The organism is Klebsiella sp. HMSC09D12 (genome assembly GCF_001808475.1).
In the GTDB taxonomy this organism is placed as follows: Bacteria; Pseudomonadota; Gammaproteobacteria; order Enterobacterales; family Enterobacteriaceae; genus Klebsiella; species Klebsiella oxytoca.
On the sequence record NZ_KV793492.1, the window covers coordinates 13,181 to 33,386 of the forward strand.

The following is a 20,206-nucleotide window of genomic DNA, read 5'->3' on the forward strand; positions in this document are numbered from 1 at the left end:
GAGAGTAATCCCGACACGGCGGCCAGCAATGACCGCCGCGCTGCGTTTAAGTTACATCCAAAATAACATGCTAAATCCGGTCAAAACGACGATACAGGCAATATTCAAAAACAGGCCGGCGCGCATCATCTCCTGCTGCTTGATATGGCCGGTGGCGAAAACGATAGCGTTTGGCGGCGTCGCCACGGGCAGCATAAAAGCGCATGAAGCCGCAATGGCAATCAATACCGACAGAATCACAGGCGACATGCCGAACGCTTCGGCCACTGAGGCAAATACGGGAATAAGCAAAGCGGCGCTGGCCGTATTACTGGCAAACTCGGTCAGAAACACCACGAATGTTGCAATCACCAGGATAATAATAAATATCCCCATATGAGCCACCATCCCGCTAATCTGGTTTGCCAGGAACAGACTGGTGCCCGTCTCTTTCAACACATTACTTAAGCAGATACCGCCGCCGAATAATAACAGCACGCCCCAGTCAGCCGTTTTTTCTATATCCTTCCAGTGAACCACCCGGGCGAAATTGACTAATATAATGGCGCCTAATGCCACAATGGTATCAAAGGATTTAAAACCGCCCAGCAGGTCGTTAATGGGTCCGCTGAAAATCCAGAAGAATACGGTAAGGCCAAAAATAGCCAGGGTGACAACTTTGCCTTTATCCCAATCGACCTGCTCAGTATTCGTTTCAAAGGTCCCCTTAAGTTCCGGCCTGAACACGAGGTAAAGAATCGCAATAGCGACAGGCAGTAAGACGATCATTGCCGGGAAACCGAACTTCATCCAGTCAAAGAAGGAGAGCCCCACCTCGGCGGCGGCAATCGCATTCGGTGGACTGCCGACGATCGTCGCCATCCCGCCAATGCTGGCGCTATAGGCAATCCCCAGGAGCACAAACACATAGGTCGAATGGCTGTTTTTGCCATCGACTTTACTCAGGATCCCCAATACCAGCGGCATCATCATTGCGGCCGTCGCCGTATTACTGATCCACATTGACAGCAGAGCCGTCACGCCAAACAGCATAAAGACCGCGAGGCTCATTTTGCCCCTCGCCATCGCTAATACTTTATCGGCAATGACTTTATCCAGCCCCTGCACATGCATCGCCGCCGCCAGAGCAAAGCCGCCCAGGAAAAGGAATATCGTAGAGTTAGCGAAACTGTTTAGCGCCGCCTGGGTATTAAATACCCCCAACAGCACAGCCATAACGGGAACCATTATTGCCGTAACGGTCACGTGCAGCGCTTCCGTTAACCATAATACGGCGATAAAAGCGAGCATACTCAGTCCCATGACCACCTTCGGCTCATAGGGTAGCGTGTTGTAGAGAACGATAAACAGAACAATATCGAGCAAAATGATGATGCTGTTACGATTAAAAAACCACTCATGGGTATTGGTAGGTAAAGGACTCATGTCGTTTTTATTCATAGTAGCTTCCTTGTAACTGGTTACGACTGAATCATTACATGTATATGTCTTTCAGGTATAAATTATGTTCCTGTTCTGTTAACTGGATCGTACCAGACAATTTCCTGGCTGATTAACCTGCAGGGCAGGATATTTTTGGAAAAGGGTTCCTGATATATATTTTTTATTGAAACGAGAAGGAGCGTCTTATCAGGAATAATTCATCCATCTGAATTTGTTCCGTTGAACAATGTCCCGGTATACCGGCGCTGATATTTTCGCTGGCACCTGAAAATTGCCGCTGGAAACTATCGAATATTTTTGGCAATCCTTTTCCGAAATAGAGATAAAGCAGCGCGTAAAAACGGATAATTCGGCGAAAAACCGGGCAAAAGCGCGCTATTCTGGAAATCGACACGCCCAGGCGGCTAACAACCTTTCCCTCCGGACGGCTAAAAAGCATCTTATATTCCTTTTTGCTCTTAGCGGCAGACAAAAGTTCTTTAAAATGCCAATTTTGCAGCCCTACCATTCAAATCATCTCGATACGAATGGGCAAAATGTTATGACAGTTTTTCATTCCGTTAGCGACCTGATTGGTCATACTCCCCTGCTGCAGCTTCATAAGCTGGATACCGGCCCCTGCAGCCTGTTTCTGAAACTGGAAAATCAAAATCCCGGCGGCTCGATAAAAGACCGCGTCGCGCTATCCATGATTACGCAGGCAGAGCGCGAAGGAAAATTAAAACCCGGCGGCACGATTATCGAAGCCACCGCCGGCAATACCGGCCTCGGGCTGGCGCTGATCGCCGCGCAGAAAAATTATCGCCTGATCCTGGTGGTGCCGGACAAAATGAGCCGCGAGAAGATTTTCCACCTGCGCGCGCTGGGAGCACAGGTACAGCTTACCCGCTCGGACGTTAACAAAGGCCATCCCGCCTACTATCAGGACTACGCCCGACGTCTTGCCGACGAAACGCCAGGCGCCTTTTATATCGACCAGTTTAATAACGAGGCTAACCCGCTGGCGCATGCCACCACCACTGCCCCGGAAATCTTCCGGCAGCTGGAGGGCGATATCGACGCGATTGTCGTCGGCGTCGGCTCCGGCGGAACCCTCGGTGGGCTACAGGCCTGGTTTGCTGAACACTCCCCGAAAACGGAATTTATCCTCGCCGATCCGGCGGGCTCCATTCTGGCGGACCAGGTCGAAACCGGGCGCTACGGTGAAACCGGCTCCTGGCTGGTTGAAGGGATCGGCGAAGACTTTATTCCGCCGCTGGCCCATCTTGAGAGCGTCCGCAGCGCATACCGCGTCACCGATAGCGAAGCTTTCGCCACTGCCCGCCAGCTGCTGCAGGTTGAAGGCATTCTGGCAGGCTCCTCTACCGGAACGCTGCTCACCGCCGCCCTGCGCTACTGCCGGTCGCAGACATCCCCTAAACGCGTGGTGACTTTCGCCTGCGACAGCGGCAATAAATATTTATCAAAGATGTTTAACGATGACTGGATGCGCCAGCAGGGCTTTTTAAGCCGCCCTTCGCGCGGCGATCTCAGCGATTTTATCGCTCTGCGCCACGACGAAGGGGCAACCGTTACCGCCGCGCCGGACGATACCCTGGCGGCCATCCTCGCGCGTATGCGTCTCTACGACATCTCACAACTACCGGTGCTGGAAAACGGCCGCGTCGTCGGCATCGTCGACGAATGGGATCTGATTAGCCACGTCCAGGGTGACAGTCAGCGCTTTTCTCTGCCGGTCAGGGAAGCGATGACCCGTAACGTGGAGACCCTGGATAAGCACGCGCCGGAAAGCGCGCTGAAGGCCATTTTCGATCGCGGTCTGGTGGCCGTTATCGCCGACAAGGATCGTTTTCTTGGCCTCATTACCCGCAGCGATGTGCTGACCACCTGGCGTAACCGACTCGAACAGTAAGGACTTCTTAATGACAAATTTGCATACTCTGAGCGTACATAGCGGCACATTTACCGATGAACACGGCGCGGTGATGCCGCCTATTTATGCCACCTCCACCTTTGCCCAGCCCGCGCCGGGCCAGCATACCGGGTACGAATATTCGCGCAGCGGCAACCCGACGCGCCACGCACTGGAGACGGCGATTGCCGACCTGGAAAGCGGCACGCACGGCTACGCCTTTGCTTCCGGCCTTGCGGCCATCTCAACCGTGCTGGAGCTGCTGGATAAAGACAGCCACCTGGTCGCCGTCGACGATGTTTACGGCGGCACATACCGGCTGATTGAAAACGTTCGCCGCCGCAGCGCCGGCCTGCGGGTGAGCTGGGTGAAGCCCGACGATCTGGCGGCCATCGAAGCGGCTATTCAACCCGACACGCGCATGATCTGGGTTGAAACGCCGACCAACCCGCTGCTTAAGCTGGCCGACCTCAGCGCCATCGCCGCCATTGCGCGGCGGCACAATATTATCAGCGTTACCGACAACACCTTCGCCTCGCCGGCCATCCATCGTCCGCTTGAGCTGGGCTTTGATATCGTGGTGCATTCGGCGACCAAGTACCTTAACGGCCACTCCGATGTGGTCGCCGGACTGGCGGTGGTCGGCGACAACGCCGCGCTGGCGGAAAAGCTGGGCTATCTACAAAACGCGGTTGGCGGCGTGCTCGATCCGTTCAGCAGTTTCCTGACGCTGCGCGGTATTCGTACCCTGGCGCTGCGTATGGAGCGCCACAGCAGCAATGCGCTGCTGCTTGCCGAGTGGCTGGAGCAGCAGCCGCAGGTCGAAAGGGTCTGGTTCCCGTGGCTGGCCTCGCATCCGCATCATCAGCTGGCGCGCAGGCAGATGACGCTTCCCGGCGGGATGATTTCCGTGGTGGTCAAAGGCGACGATGGCTACGCCGAGCGGATCATACGCAAGCTGAAGCTGTTTACGCTCGCAGAGAGCCTCGGCGGCGTGGAAAGCCTGGTGAGCCAGCCGTTTAGCATGACCCACGCATCGATCCCGCTGGAGCAGCGTTTAGCCAACGGCATTACTCCCCAGCTGATTCGTCTGTCGGTAGGGATAGAAGATCCGCAGGATCTGATCGCCGACTGGCGCCACGCGCTGCGCGACTAAGCAGATTGCCCGGCGGTGCCTGGCGCCTTGCCGGGCCAACGAGACCCCCATAGCATCAGGCCGCCGCCCGGCAGAGAATTAAGCGGTCCGCCCGTTCTGGCGTTGCCCCTGCAGAAGATGTTCAACAAAGCGCGTCAGCTTCGGCAGCGGCCGCAGATCCTGCCGCCAGAGCAGGTGAACCGGCCTCGGCTGCGGGGTATACGCTTCCAGCACGCGCACCAGTTTACCGCTCTCCAGCGCATCGGCCAGCAGGACTTCCGGCTGCAACACCAGTCCGGCCCCGGCGATCGCCGCCGTTCGCAGGGCATAGCCGTCATTGCAGCGCAGGACGGCATCGCGCTTCCAGCGGACGCCCTCCTCCGCGCCAGGCAGCTTCCACTCATTGCGCGCGGTCCACACCGTATGCGACAAACAGAGGTGATCGGCCAGGTCAGCAGGCGTCGTCGGCGTACCGTAGCGGGCTAAATACCCGGGCGCGGCGCAGATCGTCATCCGGTAGGGCGCGAGATATTTTGCCACCAGATCGCTATTGCGGATCTCGCCGATGCGGATCGCCAAATCGAACCCCTCATCCACCAGATCGACCATCCGGTTAGTCAGATCCAGCTCCACGCGCACGTCGGGCCATGCCTGCAGAAACGTGGCGGTCAGCGGAGCAATGACGCAGGCGCCAAACGACGTCGGCGCGCTTACCCGCAGCGTGCCCGCGGGCGCGATCCGCAGCCTCTCCACCGCGCTTTCAGCGATTGAAACCTGCTCCAGGACGCGTTTCGCCTCGTCAAAATAGACCCGCCCGGCGTCGGTGAGGCTCTGGCGGCGGGTATTGCGCTCAAGAAGACGGGTATTAAGCTGCCGTTCGATCAGCGCGATATATCTCCCGACCATCACCGCCGACATCTCGAGCCGCGCCGCGGCGTCGGTAAAGCTGCCGCACTCCACGACCGCAATAAAGGTCTCCATCGCCCGTAGCTTATCCATATTACAAACCTCAGGTTAGTAATCATTTAACTTTCAGCCAGTTTATCCGCTATCTGTTTTATTAAAGAATAGCCTCTCATCCGAGAGAGGAACCTGCTATGAAAATCATCGTTATTGGCGCCAGCGGTACCGTTGGCCGCGCGGTTGCGCAAGAATTAAACCAGCGTCATGAAGTTATTCGCGTCGGCCGCACTCAGGGCGACTATCAGGTTGATATCACCTCACAGCAGAGCGTGCAGAGCCTGTTTGAGAAAATCGGTCAGGTAGACGCGATTGTTTCCGCCACCGGTAATCTGTTCTTTGGCCCGCTGGCGACCATGACCGATCGCGATTTCAACCAGGGCTTACAGGATAAGCTCCTGGGGCAGATTCGCCTGGCGCTGACCGGCCAGCATTATCTTAACGATGGCGGCTCGATTACGCTGATTAGCGGGATCGTGGCGCATGAGCCCATCGCTCAGGGCGTCAATGCCACCACCGTGAACGCCGGGCTGGAGGGGTTTGTTCGCGCCGCCGCTTGTGAACTGCCGCGCGGGATCCGTATTAACCTGATTAGCCCCACTGTATTAACGGAATCGGCGGCAGCCTACGACGGTTTCTTCCCCGGCTTTGCCAGCATCCCTGCCGCCAGCGTGGCTCAGGCCTACCGTCGCAGCGTGGAAGGCGTTCAGAGCGGGCGGATCTATCGGGTCGGCTATTGACCGACACCGCAGCGGGCTGGAGTCAGGCTGCCGGCCCGCGACGGCGCTTACATCCTGTGCCTGCAGCGGTTACACTGGTTCTTCAATTTGCCTTTTTGAATCACTCATGCTGAAGAAACTCGCTTTTATTATCCCGCTTATCGCGCTTATCGCCCTGCTTATCTGGTGGTTCACGCCGCGCTACTCCACAGAGGACGAAGCGTACTACCGCTCCGTTTTCTGCGTGATCGACCACCAGGATAGCCAGACATTTCTCCGCGATATGGAAAATATCATTGAAGGCGGCAATTCAGATTATGCGCTGCATAAAGCCCATTACGTTCCCGCGCTGGGCCAGCGGATGCTGGACACCTGGCAGCAGCTCACTCCGGAAGAGCAGAAAAGCCTCGGCCAGGATCAGCAGCGCTGCCGCCAGCTGATGAGCGAAAAACAGCGTTCACGCTAAACAGGCGCGCGGCGTAAAACGCAGCGCTGAAAGGAAAGGTAAAACAGAAATGATGTTTCACAAGGTGATGGACAGCCGCAGCCCTCATGACGACTGCGGTTGCCTTTACCAGAAAAAGTAGTTGATCTGGTAGCGACTAGCTCTTATTTTGCTTCTCAGTTTTTAAACGAGATGAAACTGATGCCTACTATTACCGCCAGTAGTATGAAAGAAGCAAAAGAGTTAATGAACTGTGGCAAATACAGAGAAATCGTTCTCAATTTCGATATTGATGCTGACGATTTCTTCACCCTCGCCACCTCACAATCAGCCACAAAAGTGACCATTACGGACAGAAACAATCGCTCATCGGTAAAAGCAGAAAAATAATAAAAACCCCTGAGGCTTCTTATGTTGTTAGCTATTGGTACCATCGCTGTCGCTTTTCTCTCCTCATTGATGCTGATCTGGCTTGACGATCGCATTGCCGACCAGGATTAAACCCCGGGCTGGCGATAAGCCGCCAGAACCCCAGCACTACGTTTCTCTCGCCCGTCGTCAGCGATGACGGGCGATGCCAAAACCGCTCACGTCATTCAACTTCAGCTCCCCTCATTGCGCTCGCCGGACAGGCAAGGATTAGCCTGAATTCAGGCCGTTAATAGAAGAAACGTGGGCGGAGAGCGCTCCGCGCCGACCAGCGGCGCGAAGCAAGGCGATTACAGCGATTTCGCCAGGCGCTCGACGGCGGTCATCAGACCGTCAGCCGATACCGTAGAGTAGGAGAGACGCAGCGTGCGGGTATCCGGGTTGTCGTTATAGAACGCTTCCCCAGGCACGTAGACCACGCCGTTTTCCAGCGTTTTCTTCATCCATTCCATGGTATCGAACGGATAGCGGAAGCGAGCCCACAGGAACATACCGCCTTTAGGACGGCTGAACTCCAGATGCTCGCCAAGCTGCGATTCCAGCGCGTCGGCCAGCGCCACGCACTTCTTGCGGTAATCTTCGCGGATCAGGGCAATCTGCTTTTCCAGACGGTTCATGCTCAGGTATTCCGCAGTGATGACCTGCGATAGCATGTTGGTGTGCAGATCCGCCGCCTGCTTGACGATCACCGTCTGCTGCGCCAGCCAGTCCGGCATCACGATCCAGCCAATACGCATCCCCGGCGCGAGGATCTTGGAGAAGGTGGAGGTATACACCACCTGATCGACACAGCCCAGTTCAACCGCGTGCTGATACAGCGGACGGCGCACTTCATCGGTGAAGCTGATTTCACCGTACGGATCGTCTTCAATGATCACGAAGTCGTGCTTTTTCGCCAGCTCAACCAGGCGACGACGGCGCGCTTCGCTGAGGGTCTTCCCGCCTGGGTTGCCAAACGTCGGCACCAGGTAAACGGCTTTCACGCGCGTGGTTTCCAGCAGATCGGCCAGCTGTTCCACCAGCATGCCGTCATCATCGGTATCCACGCTGAGAATATTGGCCTGCGCCAGCTGGAAGACCTGCAGCGCCGCCAGATAGGTCGGGCGCTCAACGACAATCGCATCGCCCGGATCGAGGAGCGTGCGGGCGACGATATCCAGCGACTGCTGCGAACCGGAAGTGATATAAACATGGCTTGCCGGGCAGTCCACGCCGCGCGCCTGACACAGTTCGCTGACGGCCTGACGCAGCGGCGGATAACCTTCGGTCAAACCGTACTGGAACGCATCGTTAAAGCGCCCGTTCATCACCTGCTGCACCGCCAGGTTCAGGCCTTCGGTATCAAAAAGCTCCGGAGCCGGAATGCCGCCGCCAAGGGAGATCACGCCGGGCAGTTTACTGTGCTTGAGGAGTTCGCGGACGGCGGAGGGCTTAAGTTCACCCGCGCGGGCGGCGAGTCGCCGATCGTGCATACTATTTTCCTTTTCTGTCTTGTTGTTGTGATGTTTTATCTGTTTTTTACCGATAACTCCCCCGGTCGCACTATGCTCACTGGGGCTACGGGTTCGTATGTTCGGTAGCCCGGACAGATGCGCAGCATCGCCTCCGGGATATTCTTCAGCATCCTGCGGCCTTCCCCCGGGAGCGGCGCGATGCGCCTTGCCCGGGCTACAAATGCCGCAGGTGACGAGAACCGCAGCCCGGATAAGGCGCTCACCGCCGTAATCCGGGATAAAATTTAACGGCTATCGTTGTCTTTTAGCACGATTAGCGGCTCAATATCGCTCTCTTTTTTGACCACCAGAGAATCGTCTCCGCGCAGGCAGGTACCGCCATAGTTACCGCCAACCGTAAAGGTGCAAACCTGGATGTATTTGCCATCCACCTTCGGCAGGCACCACAGCTGCTGGTAAATATTTTTGCGATCGAAAAACTGGCCGCTGGTTTTATCCAGCACTTCATCCTGCGGGCCAATCAGATCGATATTGCTGCCGCAGCGGCCTGAGATAGGCTTAACCGCATAGCCGCTTTCCGCCAGCTGCTCGTTGACCACAAAATCGGTATCCAGGAGATAGCGATGATTAGGGAACAGCGACCAAAGCACTGGCAAAATCGCCTTGTTGCCGGGGATAACCGTCCACAGCGGCTCGAAGACTAACACTTCCGGGCGCAGCAGGACGTCAATCAGACGCACTTCATTATCAGGGTGCCCGGTACGGATCGGCACCGCCGCGTACTCGTCGGCGCTGACTTCGCGCACCTGCTCAATGGCGGTCTCCCATGCCCAGGTTTTCCAGACGCAGTTAACCAGGCGTCCATCGGCATCAATTAACTGCCCGGCGGCATCCCAGCGCAGCTCATCAAGGCCGTAAAGAATTTTGCTCTCGAAACCGGCCTGCGTCAGCGAACGCTGGATAAACTGCGCGTGGTAGTTCTCCTCCAGATCCTTATCCTGCATGATGTGCACGAATGGGCGCGCCCGGCTGTGCTTCCACGCTCCGGCAAGCTCATCGAGCAGGTTTTCCGCCGGGTTATGGCCGGTGCCGCAGTAGCCCTGCTTCAGCCACTGTTCGAGGATCAGCCCGCCTTCGGTATGACAGGACGCGGAGTCGGCGTTGTACTCATACACCTTGAGCCCGCGCTCATCCATACAGAAATCCATACGACCGGTAATCATATGATGGCGTCGGCGCTGCCACGAGAGGCGCAGGCGCGGCCAGAGAATTTTCGGAATATCGAACAGCGCCAGCAGGCTATCGTCCTTCATCACCTTGTCGGTAGCGTGCAGGTACATCAGATGCAGCTCGTTGGTGGCTTTGATGAGCTCCTGCTCGGCGCTTTCGGTAATAGTGAAATACTGGTAAGGGTCTTTATTGATGACGTGGCCGTTGGCTTCGACATAGGCTTTTTGCAGGGAATCTTTCTCGTTGAGCCAGTTGCCGCGAAACTGGCCTTTGTTCGGCAACCGCGCGCCTTTAATCGCCATCGCCTCACCCGGCAGCACTGGCTGCGGCAGGCTGTGTTCGGTATCGGCGGTTTGGATCATCCAGCCGAGGATTTCGGTATCGGCAAAGGTGTCTTTAATCGTGTAGAGGCCATTTTTCACTTCCAGCGTCAGCTCGCGGGTCCACTGCTGCCCCTGCGGTAGCGGCGAGTGAATCACGTTCTGTTCGGCGATCCTCACCTTGTTCCCTACCAGCTGAGTAATGACCGCCACGTGGCCCGTGTGCTTGAACTCGCCGCCTTTCTGCCAGATCAGCAGCGAGCCGGCGATCGGCGGACGACGAGAGCCGTTGGCGAACGCCTGCAGCGGCAGAATATTGTCGTTGACCACCTCGCGTAAAAAACGCAGGGAGAAAATCTCGTAGGCCATGCCGACATCGGTGAAAACAAAACCGTAGGTGAGGAACAAAAAGCGGCGCGCGAACTCCACGCACTGCCATTTATGCCCCATATACTCATTACCGATATAGCTGCGGAACGTGGCGTCATCCGGATAATCTTGCGGATTTAAGCTACTGTAATTAGATGAATAAATCGCCACGCCGCCCGGTGCGTAGCCTAATAGTGTACCAAACGGGGCGTCACTGCTTGTCGAACCTTTGCTCATTTAGCCTGACCTCAAATTAATGCAGCCCGGGCAGTTGGCGAAACAAAACTCCCTCTTCTTATCCTGCCGCAGGCACTTACCAGACAGAGGTGAAGTGATGATACCACTCATTCGATTCGCTAATCGTGCCCTTAAGGAAAATAAGCCTGCGCCCCCGGGCAAAAGTGATATCGTTATTTGAGATAAAAAAATTATCAGGAGCCGACAATGAGCACACCTTCGCATCTGACCGCCCAACCGCTGGTCTGGGGTCATGGGCCACGCACCTTTGAGGTGTTCCTTGAACCCACCTGCCCCTATTCCGTTCGCGCCTTTAATAAGCTTGATGACCTGCTGGATGAAGTTGGCGCAGATAACGTGACGATCAAAATACGTTTGCAGTCTCAACCGTGGCATCTGTTTTCCGGCGTCATCGTCCGCTGTATTCTCGCCGCGTCAACCCTCCCGCACGGCCGCGAGCAGGCGCATAAGGTGCTTAAAGCCGTCGCCGACCACCGCGAAGAGTTTGAGTTTACCGACCACTGTAGCGGGCCGAATATGGACGCCACGCCGCAGCAGATTATTGAACGTCTCGAACGCTACAGCCGCGTCTCGCTGGCCGCGGCGTTTGCCCGCCCCGAGCTGCAAAACGAGATCAAATGGCATAGCAAATACGCCCGCCAGAACGGCATCCACGTGTCGCCGACCTTTATGGTTAATGGCCTGGTGCAGGCGGATCTCGGCAGCGGCGACGACGTCAGCGTATGGGCCGCGCGGATTCTGGCTTAGACCGGCGCTCCGGCACGGTAACGTCACGACTTCAACACCTCACTAAAAAGGCAGATCAGCATGTCAGAGAATAACTACCAGCCACCTAAAGTGTGGGAATGGAAGCAAAACAACGGCGGCGCATTCGCCAATATCAACCGCCCGGTCTCCGGCGCAACGCACGAGCGGGAGCTGCCGGTGGGCGCGCATCCGCTTCAGCTCTATTCGCTGGGGACGCCCAACGGCCAGAAGGTGACCATCATGCTGGAAGAGCTGCTGGCGTTAGGCATTAGCGGCGCGGAATATGACGCCTGGCTGATTCGCATCGGTGAAGGCGATCAGTTCTCCAGCGGCTTTGTCGAGGTTAATCCAAACTCAAAAATCCCGGCGCTCCGCGACCATTCCACCACTCCGCCGACCCGCGTTTTTGAATCCGGCAGCATCCTGCTCTATCTGGCGGAAAAGTTCGGTTTCTTCCTGCCAAAAGATCCGGCAGGCCGCACTGAAACCCTCAACTGGCTGTTCTGGCTGCAGGGCGCGGCCCCGTTCCTCGGCGGCGGCTTTGGCCACTTCTTTAGCTATGCGCCGGTGAAAATCGAATACGCGATAGACCGCTTTACGATGGAAGCCAAACGCCAGCTTGACGTGCTGGACAAGCAGCTTGCCCGCGGTCGTTTTGTGGCGGGAGAAGAGTACACCATCGCCGATATGGCCATCTGGCCGTGGTACGGCAACGTGGTGCTGGGGAATGTCTATAATGCCGCCGAATTCCTTGATGCCGGAAGCTATAAAAACGTGCTGCGTTGGGCGCAGGATGTTGGCAATCGCCCCGCCGTACAGCGTGGACGCATGGTTAACCGTACCTCTGGCCCGCTCAATGAGCAGCTTCATGAGCGCCATGCCGCCAGCGACTTCGAAACGCAAACCGAAGATAAGCGCCAGGCGTAACGCTCTGGCCCACCGGAGGCGCCCGCCTCCGGTTTTTAACTTTCCAGCCGATAGCCCGCCATAAAGTAGCGCATCGCGGTCGAGGAACCGCCCTCTTTGAAGAAGTCCATCACCATGTCTCTTTCCAGGCCATAGCGACGAGTGAGGATCCCCGCTTCCCAGGCGCTGAGCTGGCGGTCGCCGGTTTTTTCAAACATGCGGTGCGAGTAGCCGAGCACAAACCCGCGTTTATAGTCGGTGCAAAAATTCGCCGCATGCGCGGCGGTGTCAGCATGGGATGCCTGTAGCCCCGCCATTAAGCCTTTTCCAAAATGATTTTCCATCGCGCTCTCCTAATCGTTATATAATAAATTATATAGCGATTTTTTGAGCGAGCGGTAGCGCTATTTATGGCGTTTGCGCTAGCGTAAATACTTTTCAAACCACGCCAGCGTACGTTGCCAGGCCAGGTCAGCCGCAGCCCGATCGTAGCGCGGCGTGGAATCATTATGAAAGCCGTGATTCACGCCCTGATAGAGATAGGCCTCGTAGACTTTATTATGCGCCTTCAGCGCCTGTTCATAGGCGGGCCAGCCTTCATTAATGCCGCTATCAAGGCCGGCATAGTGCAGCAGCAGCGGCGCTTTTATTTTATCGACCTCCTTCAACGGCGGCTGGCGGCCGTAAAACGGCACCGCGCAGGCCAGCTCCGGGATCGCCACCGCCGCCGCGTTGCTGACGCCGCCGCCGTAGCAAAAACCGGTGATACCGACCTTCCCCGTCGCCTGCGGATGCTTCGCCATAAATTCGACCGCCGCAAAAAAGTCATTCATCAGCTTCACGGGATCGACTTTCTGCTGTAGCGCGCGGCCTTCATCATCATTCCCCGGATAGCCGCCGACGGAGCTCAGGCCATCCGGCGCCAGCGCGATATACCCCGCTTTCGCTACCCGCCGGGCTACGTCTTCAATATAGGGGTTCAGGCCGCGGTTCTCATGAACCACCACCACGGCGGGCGCTTTGTCGGCTATTTTCGTCGGCGTCACCAGGTAAGCCCGCACTTCGCCGTGGCCATCAGGAGAGGGATAATGAATATACTCCGGGCGGATATCCGGGTCGGTGAACGGTACCTGCTCTGCCAGGGCATAGTCGGGCTTCAGCAGATTAAACAGCGCCAGCGCGGTCATCCCGCCGACGGTATATTTCCCCGCCAGCTGGAGAAACTCGCGTTTGCTGATTTTGCCGTGGGCATAGTAGTCATAATACTCGAGCAGCTGCTGCGGGAAATCTTTGGCCGTTAATCGCGTCATCACCCTGCCTCCGTTGTTAAGCGCCCTTTAAGCAAAGCAGAAGCCCGGACATACGCCAGCGCAGAAAAGCAGAAACGGGGAGAAAAAAGCCCAGCGGCTAACGCCGCCGGGAGAGAAGGGATCAGTGTTTCACTTTGGTCAGACGATCGAGGTAGCCCATAACAAAGGCCGAGAGCACAAAGGTCAGGTGGATGATGACGTACCACATCAGCTTATTGTCCGGGACGTTTTTCGCATCCATAAACACCCGCAGCAGGTGAATAGAGGAGATCGCCACGATGGAGGCGGCAACCTTATTTTTCAGCGACGTCGCGTCCATTTTGCCCAGCCAGCTGAGTTTTTCTTTACCCTCGTTAATATCCAGCTGCGAGACAAAATTTTCATACCCGGAGAACATCACCATCACCAGCAAACCGCCCACCAGGGTCATATCCACCAGCGACAGCAGGGTCAGAATCATATCCGACTCACTGACGCTAAAAATATGCGGCAGTATGTGGAAGATCTCCTGAAAAAATTTGATGGTCAGCGCAATCAGACCGAGCGAGAGGCCAAAATAAACCGGCGCCAGCAGCCAGCGCGAGGCGTACATAGCATTTTCCAGAAAGCGTTCCATAAGATCCTGTCAGTTAACATAAACGGCCGCCATTATATCGCAACAGGGTAACGTTTATGCAACATCCAGCCGCCCGCATTATCTGCAGACGGCCAGAAACGGTTTCTTTATAGGATGACCTCAAAGTCCTGCAAAGAGCAGTAGCCCTCGCTTTGCAGGCCATCCATTGAAGCAGCCAGCAGGCCAAATTTCGCACCGACCCATTTCCCCTTCCCGGCAGCAAAACAAAGGGGAACCCCCTGCCACTCCTCCTCCTCAGCTCGCCAGGAAAATTGACACAAGCCGCCTTCGCCTACGGCAACCTGCAGCTGACACTTGCCGCGCTTAAGCTCAGCAAGAACCTGACGAGTTTCGCGCACAACGCCCGCATCGCTCATCCAACCGTGTCGCCACACGAGCCGGCAACTCCCTTGCCCAAACTCCACCAGCAAAGCGGCGTAGCGTTCGCCGTATACGATCAGGCCTCCGGCATCACCGTCCTGAGCGGCATATAACGTTACGCTTGTTTTCGCGCTAAAAGTTAGCGCCGGGAATTTCTGCAGCAACAGCTGCGGCGCCCAGTATAACGCTCTCTGTCCATCGACTTGGGATAATGGGGTGCAGCGTAATCGGAGTTCGCCTTCCGCCGGCAGCAGCCACTCAGGGCTGGGGTTAGCCTGCCACTGCCACTGTATTCCCGGTTGGCCTTGCGCAAAATAGTCGCTGGTTTGCGGCGCCAACGCCGGTGAAGGCGTTAACCCTTTCGGACGCGGCCAACGTAAAACCGGCTGTCCGACGCCGCAACTGCCAATCTGCTCACCGATACGCGGCCAGCCGTCGTCACCCCAGAACATCGGCTGGAGGTGAACCACGCGGCCATAGAGATGTAAGTCCTGGAAATGAACAAACCAGCATTCGCCCTTCTCGCCCTCCACCCAGCCGCCCTGATGTGGTCCATTTATCGATGTGTTTCCCTGGAAAAGCACGTTTTTGGCTTCCCAGGGCCCCGTCATCTGGCGCGCGCGCAGCACCGTCTGCCAGCCATTTTCTACCCCGCCCGCAGGAGCAAAGATGTAGTACCAACCGGCGCGTTGATAAACCTTTGGCCCCTCAAGGGTGGGTAAATCGCAGCAGCCGTCATAGATAATCTGCCCTTCGCCCAGTAATTCGCTGGCGTCCGGCGCCATCGCAAACAACTGCAGTTTATGCTTAATGCCGCTGCGGCTATGGGCGAAAGCATGTACCAACCAGGCCTGACCATTGTCGTCCCAGAACGGGCAGGGATCTATCCACCCTCTGGCCTGACGCAGGCAGTGCGGAGCGCTCCATTTCCCCCACGGGTCCTCGGTATGGCAGATAAAAATACCTTCATCTGGGGTGCTGAAGCAGACCCACAGCTTGCCATCGTGCCAGCGAATCGATGGCGCCCATACGCCCTTACCCGGCTGATACCGGTCATAACCCGGTAGCGGCAGTTCATCCAGAACGTGGTTGATAATAGTCCAGTTAACCAGGTCCGTTGAATGCAGGATCGGTAAAGCGGGCACATGGTTAAAACTGGAAGAGACCATAAAGAAATCATCCCTTACGCGCACGATATCCGGGTCGGAATAATCGGCGCATAAAATAGGATTCTGGTATTCAGAAGGGGTCATATTTCGCATCTCCTCAGGCCTTTTCCGGAACGGCGTTTAGCGGCAATTGCGTCTCTGAATGCGCCTGTTGCTGGCGCATGGACAGCTCTCGCTGAATTGTCTGCATCATTTTGTCATCCAGCTTATAGAAACGCGCCAGCCACCACAGGAGCAGGTAAGATAGTGATGGACCGAGCGTTAACAGCCCAACAATTCCCATTGTCGCCAGCGGAGTCTGCGCCGTTACGCCCGCCTGATAGCCAAATAGCCCAAGCGAAAAACCTACGGCGGCACCAGCAACCGCCATGCCCATTTTCAAAGCAAACAGATTACCGGAATAAGATAATCCCGTGATGCGACGACCAAACTTCCATTCGCCATAATCGGCGGCGTTGGCCATCATGTTCCATTTAAACGGCTGGTACATCTGATGGAAGAAGCCGACCAGAAAGTATAAAGGGAACACCACCGGCAGCCAGGTCGGCGGCACAAAGAACATTACGACGCCAACCAGAACCAGCAGGAGGTTGATATTTTTAAACAGCGAGACCGCGCGATAGCGCTTGGCCAGCCATCCGGCGGCGATGCTGCCGATAATCGTGCCAACGACGCTGGTGGAAACAAATGCTGATTTCATGGCTGTTCCCGCCGCGGACTCCACGCCGCCTAACATCAGGTAGGTTGCATAATAGAGCGTGGCGGCGCTGCGCATAACCCCGGCCATACTCGAGAAAAAAGTGATTATCGCCACAATACGCCACTGGTCATTCGCCAGAAGCTGACGGAGATCTTCGCGTATGCTCCCCTGCTGTTCAACCGCTGGAGCCACGCGTTCTTTAGTAGAGAAGAAGCAGAAAGCCAGCATTACAATAGCGATCGCGCCCATGATTCCCATTGTCGCCTGAAAACCAAACTGCTTATTTTCTTTACCTAAAAAATCCACCAGAAACAGGGTTGCGACAGAAACCATCAGACCGGCCAGAGAAGAGATCGTAAAACGATATGACTGGGCTGATAGGCGATCCTTCTCATCGCGCGTGATGACTCCGCCCAGCGCGCAGTAGGGAATATTGATAAAGGTGTAACACAGCATGAGTAAGGTGTAAGTCAGGTAGGCGTAAACCAGTTTACCCGATGCGCCAAATTCCGGAGTAGTGAAGGTCATTACCGCCAGCACGGCATAAGGGACGGCAAACCAGATAAGCCACGGGCGAAAATGGCCCCAGCGGGTCTTCACACGGTCTGCAACGATGCCGGTTAGCGGATCGGTAATCGCATCCAGAACCCGCGTCACCAGGAACATCACTCCGACTGCGGCAGCGGAGAGTCCGTAAATATCCGTATAAAACCATGTCAGAAACATGGTTACCGAAGAGTAGACGATACCGCAGGCTGCATCTCCCATGCCGTATCCCAGCTTCTCCGCAAATGACAGTTTATTATCGTGATTCACAATATAATCCCTCTCAGATGAAGTGGTATTCACTCTAGAGGGAGGATAAAAACTATCCTATTGTCATTTTTCGCATCGGGTTTATGTTTTCTGTTAACTGAGAAAGTTGTCACACATCTACACGATTGGTCTTACAAGTTTTTGCTTCAACTATAAGAAAGGCTGGCGCAAGGCCAGCCTGAGGAGATGCGTGGAAAGGGGGGATTACTTCGCTTTGACGGTTTCTTCGCCCACCAGACCAATCTTCAGATAACCCGCCTGATGCAGGGTATCCATAACTTTCATCATCGTCTCGTAGTCCACGGTTTTATCCGCACGGAAGAAGACCGTGGTGTCTTTCTTACCTTCGGTCAGCGCATCCAGAGACGCAATCATGTTCTCGTCAGTAATGGGGTCATTGCCGAGGAACATGGTTTTGTCCGCCTTCACCGACAGATAGATCGGTTTTTCCGGACGCGGCTGCGGCTGGCTGGAGGACGCAGGCAGATTGACCTTCACGTCAACGGTCGCCAGCGGCGCCGCCACCATAAAGATGATCAGCAGCACCAGCATGACGTCGATAAACGGCGTCACGTTGATGTCGTGCATTTCGCCGTTATCATCGAGGTTTTCGTTAAAATGCATCGCCATAGAGCATCAACCTACGCGTAATTTCTGGGCGGTACGTACCGGCTTAACGCCGCTGGCGCTCAGGTCCAGATCGCGGCTTTGCAGCAGCAGAACCTGGGCGGCGACATCGCCAAGGGACGCTTTGTAGCTGGCAATCATTCGGGCGAAAATGTTATAGATGACGACCGCCGGAATCGCAGCGAACAGGCCGATTGCCGTGGCCAGCAGCGCTTCCGCGATGCCCGGAGCAACAACCGCCAGGTTAGTGGTCTGGGTCTGGGCAATCCCGATAAAGCTGTTCATGATGCCCCAGACGGTACCAAACAGGCCGACGAACGGGGAAATCGCGCCGATGGTCGCCAGATAACCGTTGCCGCGTCCCATGTGACGACCTACCGCCGCTACGCGACGCTCCAGGCGGAAACCGGTACGCTCTTTAATGCCTTCGTTATCTTCAGAACCCGCAGAAAGCTCAAGCTCATTTTGCGCTTCGTTGATCAGCTGCGAGGTCAAGCTTTTCGCATCGAAACCGTTAGCGATATCGCTGGCCTGGTCGAGAGAGCGTGCTTCAGCAACCAGCTGCTGTTCGCGCTTGAGGCGGCGCTTGCTGGCCAGGATTTCTGCGCCTTTGCCGAAAAAGATAGCCCATGTAACGACCGACGCCAGAATCAGGCCGATCATCACTACCTTAACGACAATATCGGCATGATGATACATACCCCAAACGGAGAGATCCGCCTGCATCAAATTATTACCCACACTGTATCTCCAGGACGTAAATCACAAAATCTGCGCACAATAATATCAAAACGACATCGAATTGATAGTGGTTCTCATTAGTATTTACACTGTGCAGCAAATCACGTTTATTTTCCTTGCGCTTACGCAGTAAAAAAGTTGCTGACCCCGCGGTTAGTAAAATTTTTACCTGTATCCGCCGTGACCCGGTACATCAACGGGCATTCATGATAGTTTAGACGTCCAGACGTATAAAAACAGGTTATCTGAACATGGCTGATAAACATCTTGATACTGCGCTGGTTCATGCCGGGCGCAGCAAAAAATATACTCAGGGCTCGGTCAACAGCGTGATTCAGCGCGCGTCATCGCTGGTTTTCGACACCGTCGAAGCGAAAAAGCACGCCACCCGCAACCGCGCCAAAGGCGAACTGTTCTACGGTCGTCGCGGGACGCTAACCCACTTCTCCCTGCAGGAAGCGATGTGCGAGCTGGAAGGCGGCGCCGGCTGCGCCCTCTTCCCCTGCGGCGCAGCGGCGGTCGCAAATACTATCCTGGCGTTCGTCGAGCAGGGCGACCATATTCTGGTGACCAACACCGCCTACGAGCCGACCCAGGATTTCTGCACTAAAATCCTCGCCAAACTCGGCGTAACCACCGGCTGGTTCGACCCGCTTATCGGCGGCGATATTGCCCGTCTGGTACAGCCGAATACCCGAGTGGTATTCCTCGAATCGCCCGGCTCCATCACCATGGAAGTTCATGATGTCCCGGCGATCGTCGCGGCGGTGCGCAGCGTCGCTCCGCAAGCCATCATTATGATCGATAACACCTGGGCGGCGGGAGTACTGTTCAAAGCGCTGGAGTTTGGTATCGATATCTCTATTCAGGCCGGAACCAAGTACCTGATCGGCCATTCCGATGCGATGGTCGGCACTGCGGTGTCCAATGAGCGCTGTTGGGCGCAGCTGCGGGAAAATGCCTACCTGATGGGGCAAATGGTGGATGCCGATACCGCCTACATGACCAGCCGCGGCCTGCGCACCCTGGCCGTCCGCCTGCGTCAGCATCATGAGAGTAGCCTGCAGATTGCCGAATGGCTGGCACAGCATCCGCAGGTAGCGCGCGTGAATCATCCCGCCCTGCCCGGCAGCAAAGGCCATGAGTACTGGAAACGGGACTTCACCGGTAGCAGCGGTCTGTTCTCTTTCGTGCTGAACAAACGCCTGAGTGATGCCGAGCTGTCCGCCTACCTCGACCACTTCAGCTTGTTCAGCATGGCCTACTCCTGGGGCGGCTTTGAATCGCTGATTTTAGCCAATCAGCCGGAACACATTGCCGCAATCCGTCCTGATGCTGAAGTTGACTTCAGCGGCACGCTAATTCGGGTACATATCGGGTTAGAAAATGTTACCGATCTGCTGGATGATTTAGCGGCGGGCTTCGCGCGTATCGTGTAAAGTGACAGTCAGTGGCAACAATAGCGGACGTTTTTAAGAAAAGCGGCCGCTTTAGTTGCGCCCGGGATCAAGGTGCTCGG

Annotated in this window: 21 protein-coding genes; 8 read left to right on the forward strand and 13 right to left on the reverse strand. The window is 55.9% G+C overall.

Features of this window, described 5'->3' with window-relative positions; all coding sequences use genetic code 11:
- Positions 1-51: 51 nt before the first annotated feature.
- Positions 52-1,440: an SLC13 family permease gene (locus HMPREF3178_RS18490; protein ID WP_016807993.1), complete on the reverse strand. Its 1,389-nt coding sequence runs from the start codon at positions 1,438-1,440 to the stop codon at positions 52-54.
- Between the two features lie 163 nt (positions 1,441-1,603).
- Positions 1,604-1,951, reverse strand: coding sequence for a hypothetical protein (locus HMPREF3178_RS18495; protein ID WP_224226964.1), 348 nt, complete (start codon positions 1,949-1,951; stop codon positions 1,604-1,606).
- 33 nt (positions 1,952-1,984) lie between these two features.
- Between HMPREF3178_RS18495 and HMPREF3178_RS18500 the strand changes: the two genes are divergently transcribed.
- Together HMPREF3178_RS18500 and HMPREF3178_RS18505 are read left to right on the forward strand one after the other, a co-directional pair.
- Entirely contained in the window at positions 1,985-3,355 is a 1,371-nt protein-coding gene (locus HMPREF3178_RS18500; RefSeq protein ID WP_017145422.1) for a pyridoxal-phosphate dependent enzyme, read from the forward strand.
- Positions 3,356-3,365: 10 nt separating this feature from the next.
- Positions 3,366-4,511 (forward strand): trans-sulfuration enzyme family protein, encoded by a 1,146-nt coding sequence (locus HMPREF3178_RS18505; RefSeq protein ID WP_017145421.1) that lies wholly within the window; start codon positions 3,366-3,368, stop codon positions 4,509-4,511.
- 78 nt (positions 4,512-4,589) lie between these two features.
- On the opposite strand, the gene HMPREF3178_RS18510 is transcribed toward HMPREF3178_RS18505, so the two are convergent.
- A complete protein-coding gene (locus HMPREF3178_RS18510) occupies positions 4,590-5,489 on the reverse strand; it encodes a LysR family transcriptional regulator (protein WP_004115604.1) in 900 nt (299 codons plus the stop codon).
- Positions 5,490-5,587: 98 nt separating this feature from the next.
- On the opposite strand from HMPREF3178_RS18510, the gene HMPREF3178_RS18515 reads away from it, so the two are divergent.
- The 3 genes from HMPREF3178_RS18515 (at position 5,588) to HMPREF3178_RS18525 (ending at position 7,004) form a co-directional block, all read left to right on the forward strand.
- Complete coding sequence (locus HMPREF3178_RS18515; RefSeq protein ID WP_017145420.1) at positions 5,588-6,190, forward strand: short chain dehydrogenase; 603 nt, start codon at positions 5,588-5,590, stop codon at positions 6,188-6,190.
- 106 nt (positions 6,191-6,296) lie between these two features.
- On the forward strand, positions 6,297-6,635 hold the full coding sequence (locus HMPREF3178_RS18520) for a hypothetical protein (RefSeq protein WP_017145419.1): 339 nt from the start codon (positions 6,297-6,299) through the stop codon (positions 6,633-6,635).
- A 180-nt stretch (positions 6,636-6,815) separates the two neighbouring features.
- Positions 6,816-7,004, forward strand: a complete 189-nt coding sequence (locus HMPREF3178_RS18525) for a hypothetical protein (RefSeq protein ID WP_004105789.1) — start codon at positions 6,816-6,818, stop codon at positions 7,002-7,004.
- Between the two features lie 329 nt (positions 7,005-7,333).
- Here the strand turns inward: HMPREF3178_RS18525 and HMPREF3178_RS18530 are convergent, their stop codons facing one another.
- The 3 genes from HMPREF3178_RS18530 to HMPREF3178_RS32120 all read right to left on the reverse strand — a co-directional run bounded on the left by HMPREF3178_RS18530 (position 7,334) and on the right by HMPREF3178_RS32120 (position 10,861).
- Positions 7,334-8,515 (reverse strand): aminotransferase-like domain-containing protein, encoded by a 1,182-nt coding sequence (locus HMPREF3178_RS18530; protein ID WP_004105794.1) that lies wholly within the window; start codon positions 8,513-8,515, stop codon positions 7,334-7,336.
- A 266-nt stretch (positions 8,516-8,781) separates the two neighbouring features.
- Positions 8,782-10,653, reverse strand: a complete 1,872-nt coding sequence (gene gss / locus HMPREF3178_RS18535) for a bifunctional glutathionylspermidine amidase/synthase (RefSeq protein WP_004105796.1) — start codon at positions 10,651-10,653, stop codon at positions 8,782-8,784.
- Positions 10,654-10,729: 76 nt separating this feature from the next.
- The gene (locus HMPREF3178_RS32120; RefSeq protein WP_306344562.1) at positions 10,730-10,861 is read right to left on the reverse strand and encodes a hypothetical protein; all 132 of its coding nucleotides are present in this window, start codon (positions 10,859-10,861) and stop codon (positions 10,730-10,732) included.
- Here HMPREF3178_RS32120 and HMPREF3178_RS18540 point away from each other — a divergent pair.
- A complete protein-coding gene (locus tag HMPREF3178_RS18540; RefSeq protein ID WP_004115608.1) occupies positions 10,861-11,421 on the forward strand; it encodes a DsbA family protein in 561 nt (186 codons plus the stop codon). The genes HMPREF3178_RS32120 and HMPREF3178_RS18540 overlap by 1 nt on opposite strands.
- Before the next feature lie 60 nt (positions 11,422-11,481).
- Positions 11,482-12,348: a glutathione-dependent disulfide-bond oxidoreductase gene (gene yghU, locus HMPREF3178_RS18545; RefSeq protein ID WP_017145417.1), complete on the forward strand. Its 867-nt coding sequence runs from the start codon at positions 11,482-11,484 to the stop codon at positions 12,346-12,348.
- Between the two features lie 35 nt (positions 12,349-12,383).
- Here yghU and HMPREF3178_RS18550 read toward each other — a convergent pair whose 3' ends face one another.
- From HMPREF3178_RS18550 to exbB, 7 genes are all read right to left on the reverse strand, one after another.
- Positions 12,384-12,671, reverse strand: coding sequence for a DUF2623 family protein (locus HMPREF3178_RS18550; protein ID WP_004105801.1), 288 nt, complete (start codon positions 12,669-12,671; stop codon positions 12,384-12,386).
- Between the two features lie 78 nt (positions 12,672-12,749).
- Positions 12,750-13,637: a YghX family hydrolase gene (gene yghX / locus HMPREF3178_RS18555; RefSeq protein WP_017145416.1), complete on the reverse strand. Its 888-nt coding sequence runs from the start codon at positions 13,635-13,637 to the stop codon at positions 12,750-12,752.
- Between the two features lie 121 nt (positions 13,638-13,758).
- Positions 13,759-14,253: a TIGR00645 family protein gene (locus tag HMPREF3178_RS18560; RefSeq protein WP_004105804.1), complete on the reverse strand. Its 495-nt coding sequence runs from the start codon at positions 14,251-14,253 to the stop codon at positions 13,759-13,761.
- Between the two features lie 107 nt (positions 14,254-14,360).
- Positions 14,361-15,887, reverse strand: a complete 1,527-nt coding sequence (locus HMPREF3178_RS18565; RefSeq protein ID WP_004115611.1) for a glycoside hydrolase family 43 protein — start codon at positions 15,885-15,887, stop codon at positions 14,361-14,363.
- Between the two features lie 13 nt (positions 15,888-15,900).
- Positions 15,901-17,319: a glycoside-pentoside-hexuronide (GPH):cation symporter gene (locus HMPREF3178_RS18570; protein ID WP_004105808.1), complete on the reverse strand. Its 1,419-nt coding sequence runs from the start codon at positions 17,317-17,319 to the stop codon at positions 15,901-15,903.
- 204 nt (positions 17,320-17,523) lie between these two features.
- Positions 17,524-17,949: a TonB system transport protein ExbD gene (gene exbD / locus HMPREF3178_RS18575; protein WP_004105810.1), complete on the reverse strand. Its 426-nt coding sequence runs from the start codon at positions 17,947-17,949 to the stop codon at positions 17,524-17,526.
- A gap of 6 nt (positions 17,950-17,955) precedes the next feature.
- Positions 17,956-18,687, reverse strand: a complete 732-nt coding sequence (gene exbB, locus HMPREF3178_RS18580; RefSeq protein WP_004115612.1) for a tol-pal system-associated acyl-CoA thioesterase — start codon at positions 18,685-18,687, stop codon at positions 17,956-17,958.
- 251 nt (positions 18,688-18,938) lie between these two features.
- On the opposite strand from exbB, the gene metC reads away from it, so the two are divergent.
- Positions 18,939-20,126 (forward strand): cystathionine beta-lyase, encoded by a 1,188-nt coding sequence (gene metC, locus HMPREF3178_RS18585; RefSeq protein ID WP_004105814.1) that lies wholly within the window; start codon positions 18,939-18,941, stop codon positions 20,124-20,126.
- The last annotated feature ends 80 nt before the right edge of the window (positions 20,127-20,206 follow it).

Bases quoted from the DNA above. Each gene is read 5' to 3' on its own strand.
- HMPREF3178_RS18565 (WP_004115611.1), bottom strand. From the start codon at position 15,887: ATGACCCCTTCTGAATACCAGAATCCTATTTTATGCGCCGATTATTCC.
- HMPREF3178_RS18505 (WP_017145421.1), top strand. From the start codon at position 3,366: ATGACAAATTTGCATACTCTGAGCGTACATAGCGGCACATTTACCGAT.
- gss (WP_004105796.1), bottom strand. From the start codon at position 10,653: ATGAGCAAAGGTTCGACAAGCAGTGACGCCCCGTTTGGTACACTATTA.
- HMPREF3178_RS18490 (WP_016807993.1), bottom strand. From the start codon at position 1,440: ATGAATAAAAACGACATGAGTCCTTTACCTACCAATACCCATGAGTGG.
- HMPREF3178_RS18520 (WP_017145419.1), top strand. From the start codon at position 6,297: ATGCTGAAGAAACTCGCTTTTATTATCCCGCTTATCGCGCTTATCGCC.
- HMPREF3178_RS18495 (WP_224226964.1), bottom strand. From the start codon at position 1,951: ATGGTAGGGCTGCAAAATTGGCATTTTAAAGAACTTTTGTCTGCCGCT.
- HMPREF3178_RS18540 (WP_004115608.1), top strand. From the start codon at position 10,861: ATGAGCACACCTTCGCATCTGACCGCCCAACCGCTGGTCTGGGGTCAT.
- HMPREF3178_RS18560 (WP_004105804.1), bottom strand. From the start codon at position 14,253: ATGGAACGCTTTCTGGAAAATGCTATGTACGCCTCGCGCTGGCTGCTG.
- HMPREF3178_RS18500 (WP_017145422.1), top strand. From the start codon at position 1,985: ATGACAGTTTTTCATTCCGTTAGCGACCTGATTGGTCATACTCCCCTG.
- HMPREF3178_RS18510 (WP_004115604.1), bottom strand. From the start codon at position 5,489: ATGGATAAGCTACGGGCGATGGAGACCTTTATTGCGGTCGTGGAGTGC.
- exbD (WP_004105810.1), bottom strand. From the start codon at position 17,949: ATGGCGATGCATTTTAACGAAAACCTCGATGATAACGGCGAAATGCAC.
- HMPREF3178_RS18550 (WP_004105801.1), bottom strand. From the start codon at position 12,671: ATGGAAAATCATTTTGGAAAAGGCTTAATGGCGGGGCTACAGGCATCC.
- yghX (WP_017145416.1), bottom strand. From the start codon at position 13,637: ATGACGCGATTAACGGCCAAAGATTTCCCGCAGCAGCTGCTCGAGTAT.
- HMPREF3178_RS18530 (WP_004105794.1), bottom strand. From the start codon at position 8,515: ATGCACGATCGGCGACTCGCCGCCCGCGCGGGTGAACTTAAGCCCTCC.
- HMPREF3178_RS18525 (WP_004105789.1), top strand. From the start codon at position 6,816: ATGCCTACTATTACCGCCAGTAGTATGAAAGAAGCAAAAGAGTTAATG.
- yghU (WP_017145417.1), top strand. From the start codon at position 11,482: ATGTCAGAGAATAACTACCAGCCACCTAAAGTGTGGGAATGGAAGCAA.
- HMPREF3178_RS18515 (WP_017145420.1), top strand. From the start codon at position 5,588: ATGAAAATCATCGTTATTGGCGCCAGCGGTACCGTTGGCCGCGCGGTT.
- metC (WP_004105814.1), top strand. From the start codon at position 18,939: ATGGCTGATAAACATCTTGATACTGCGCTGGTTCATGCCGGGCGCAGC.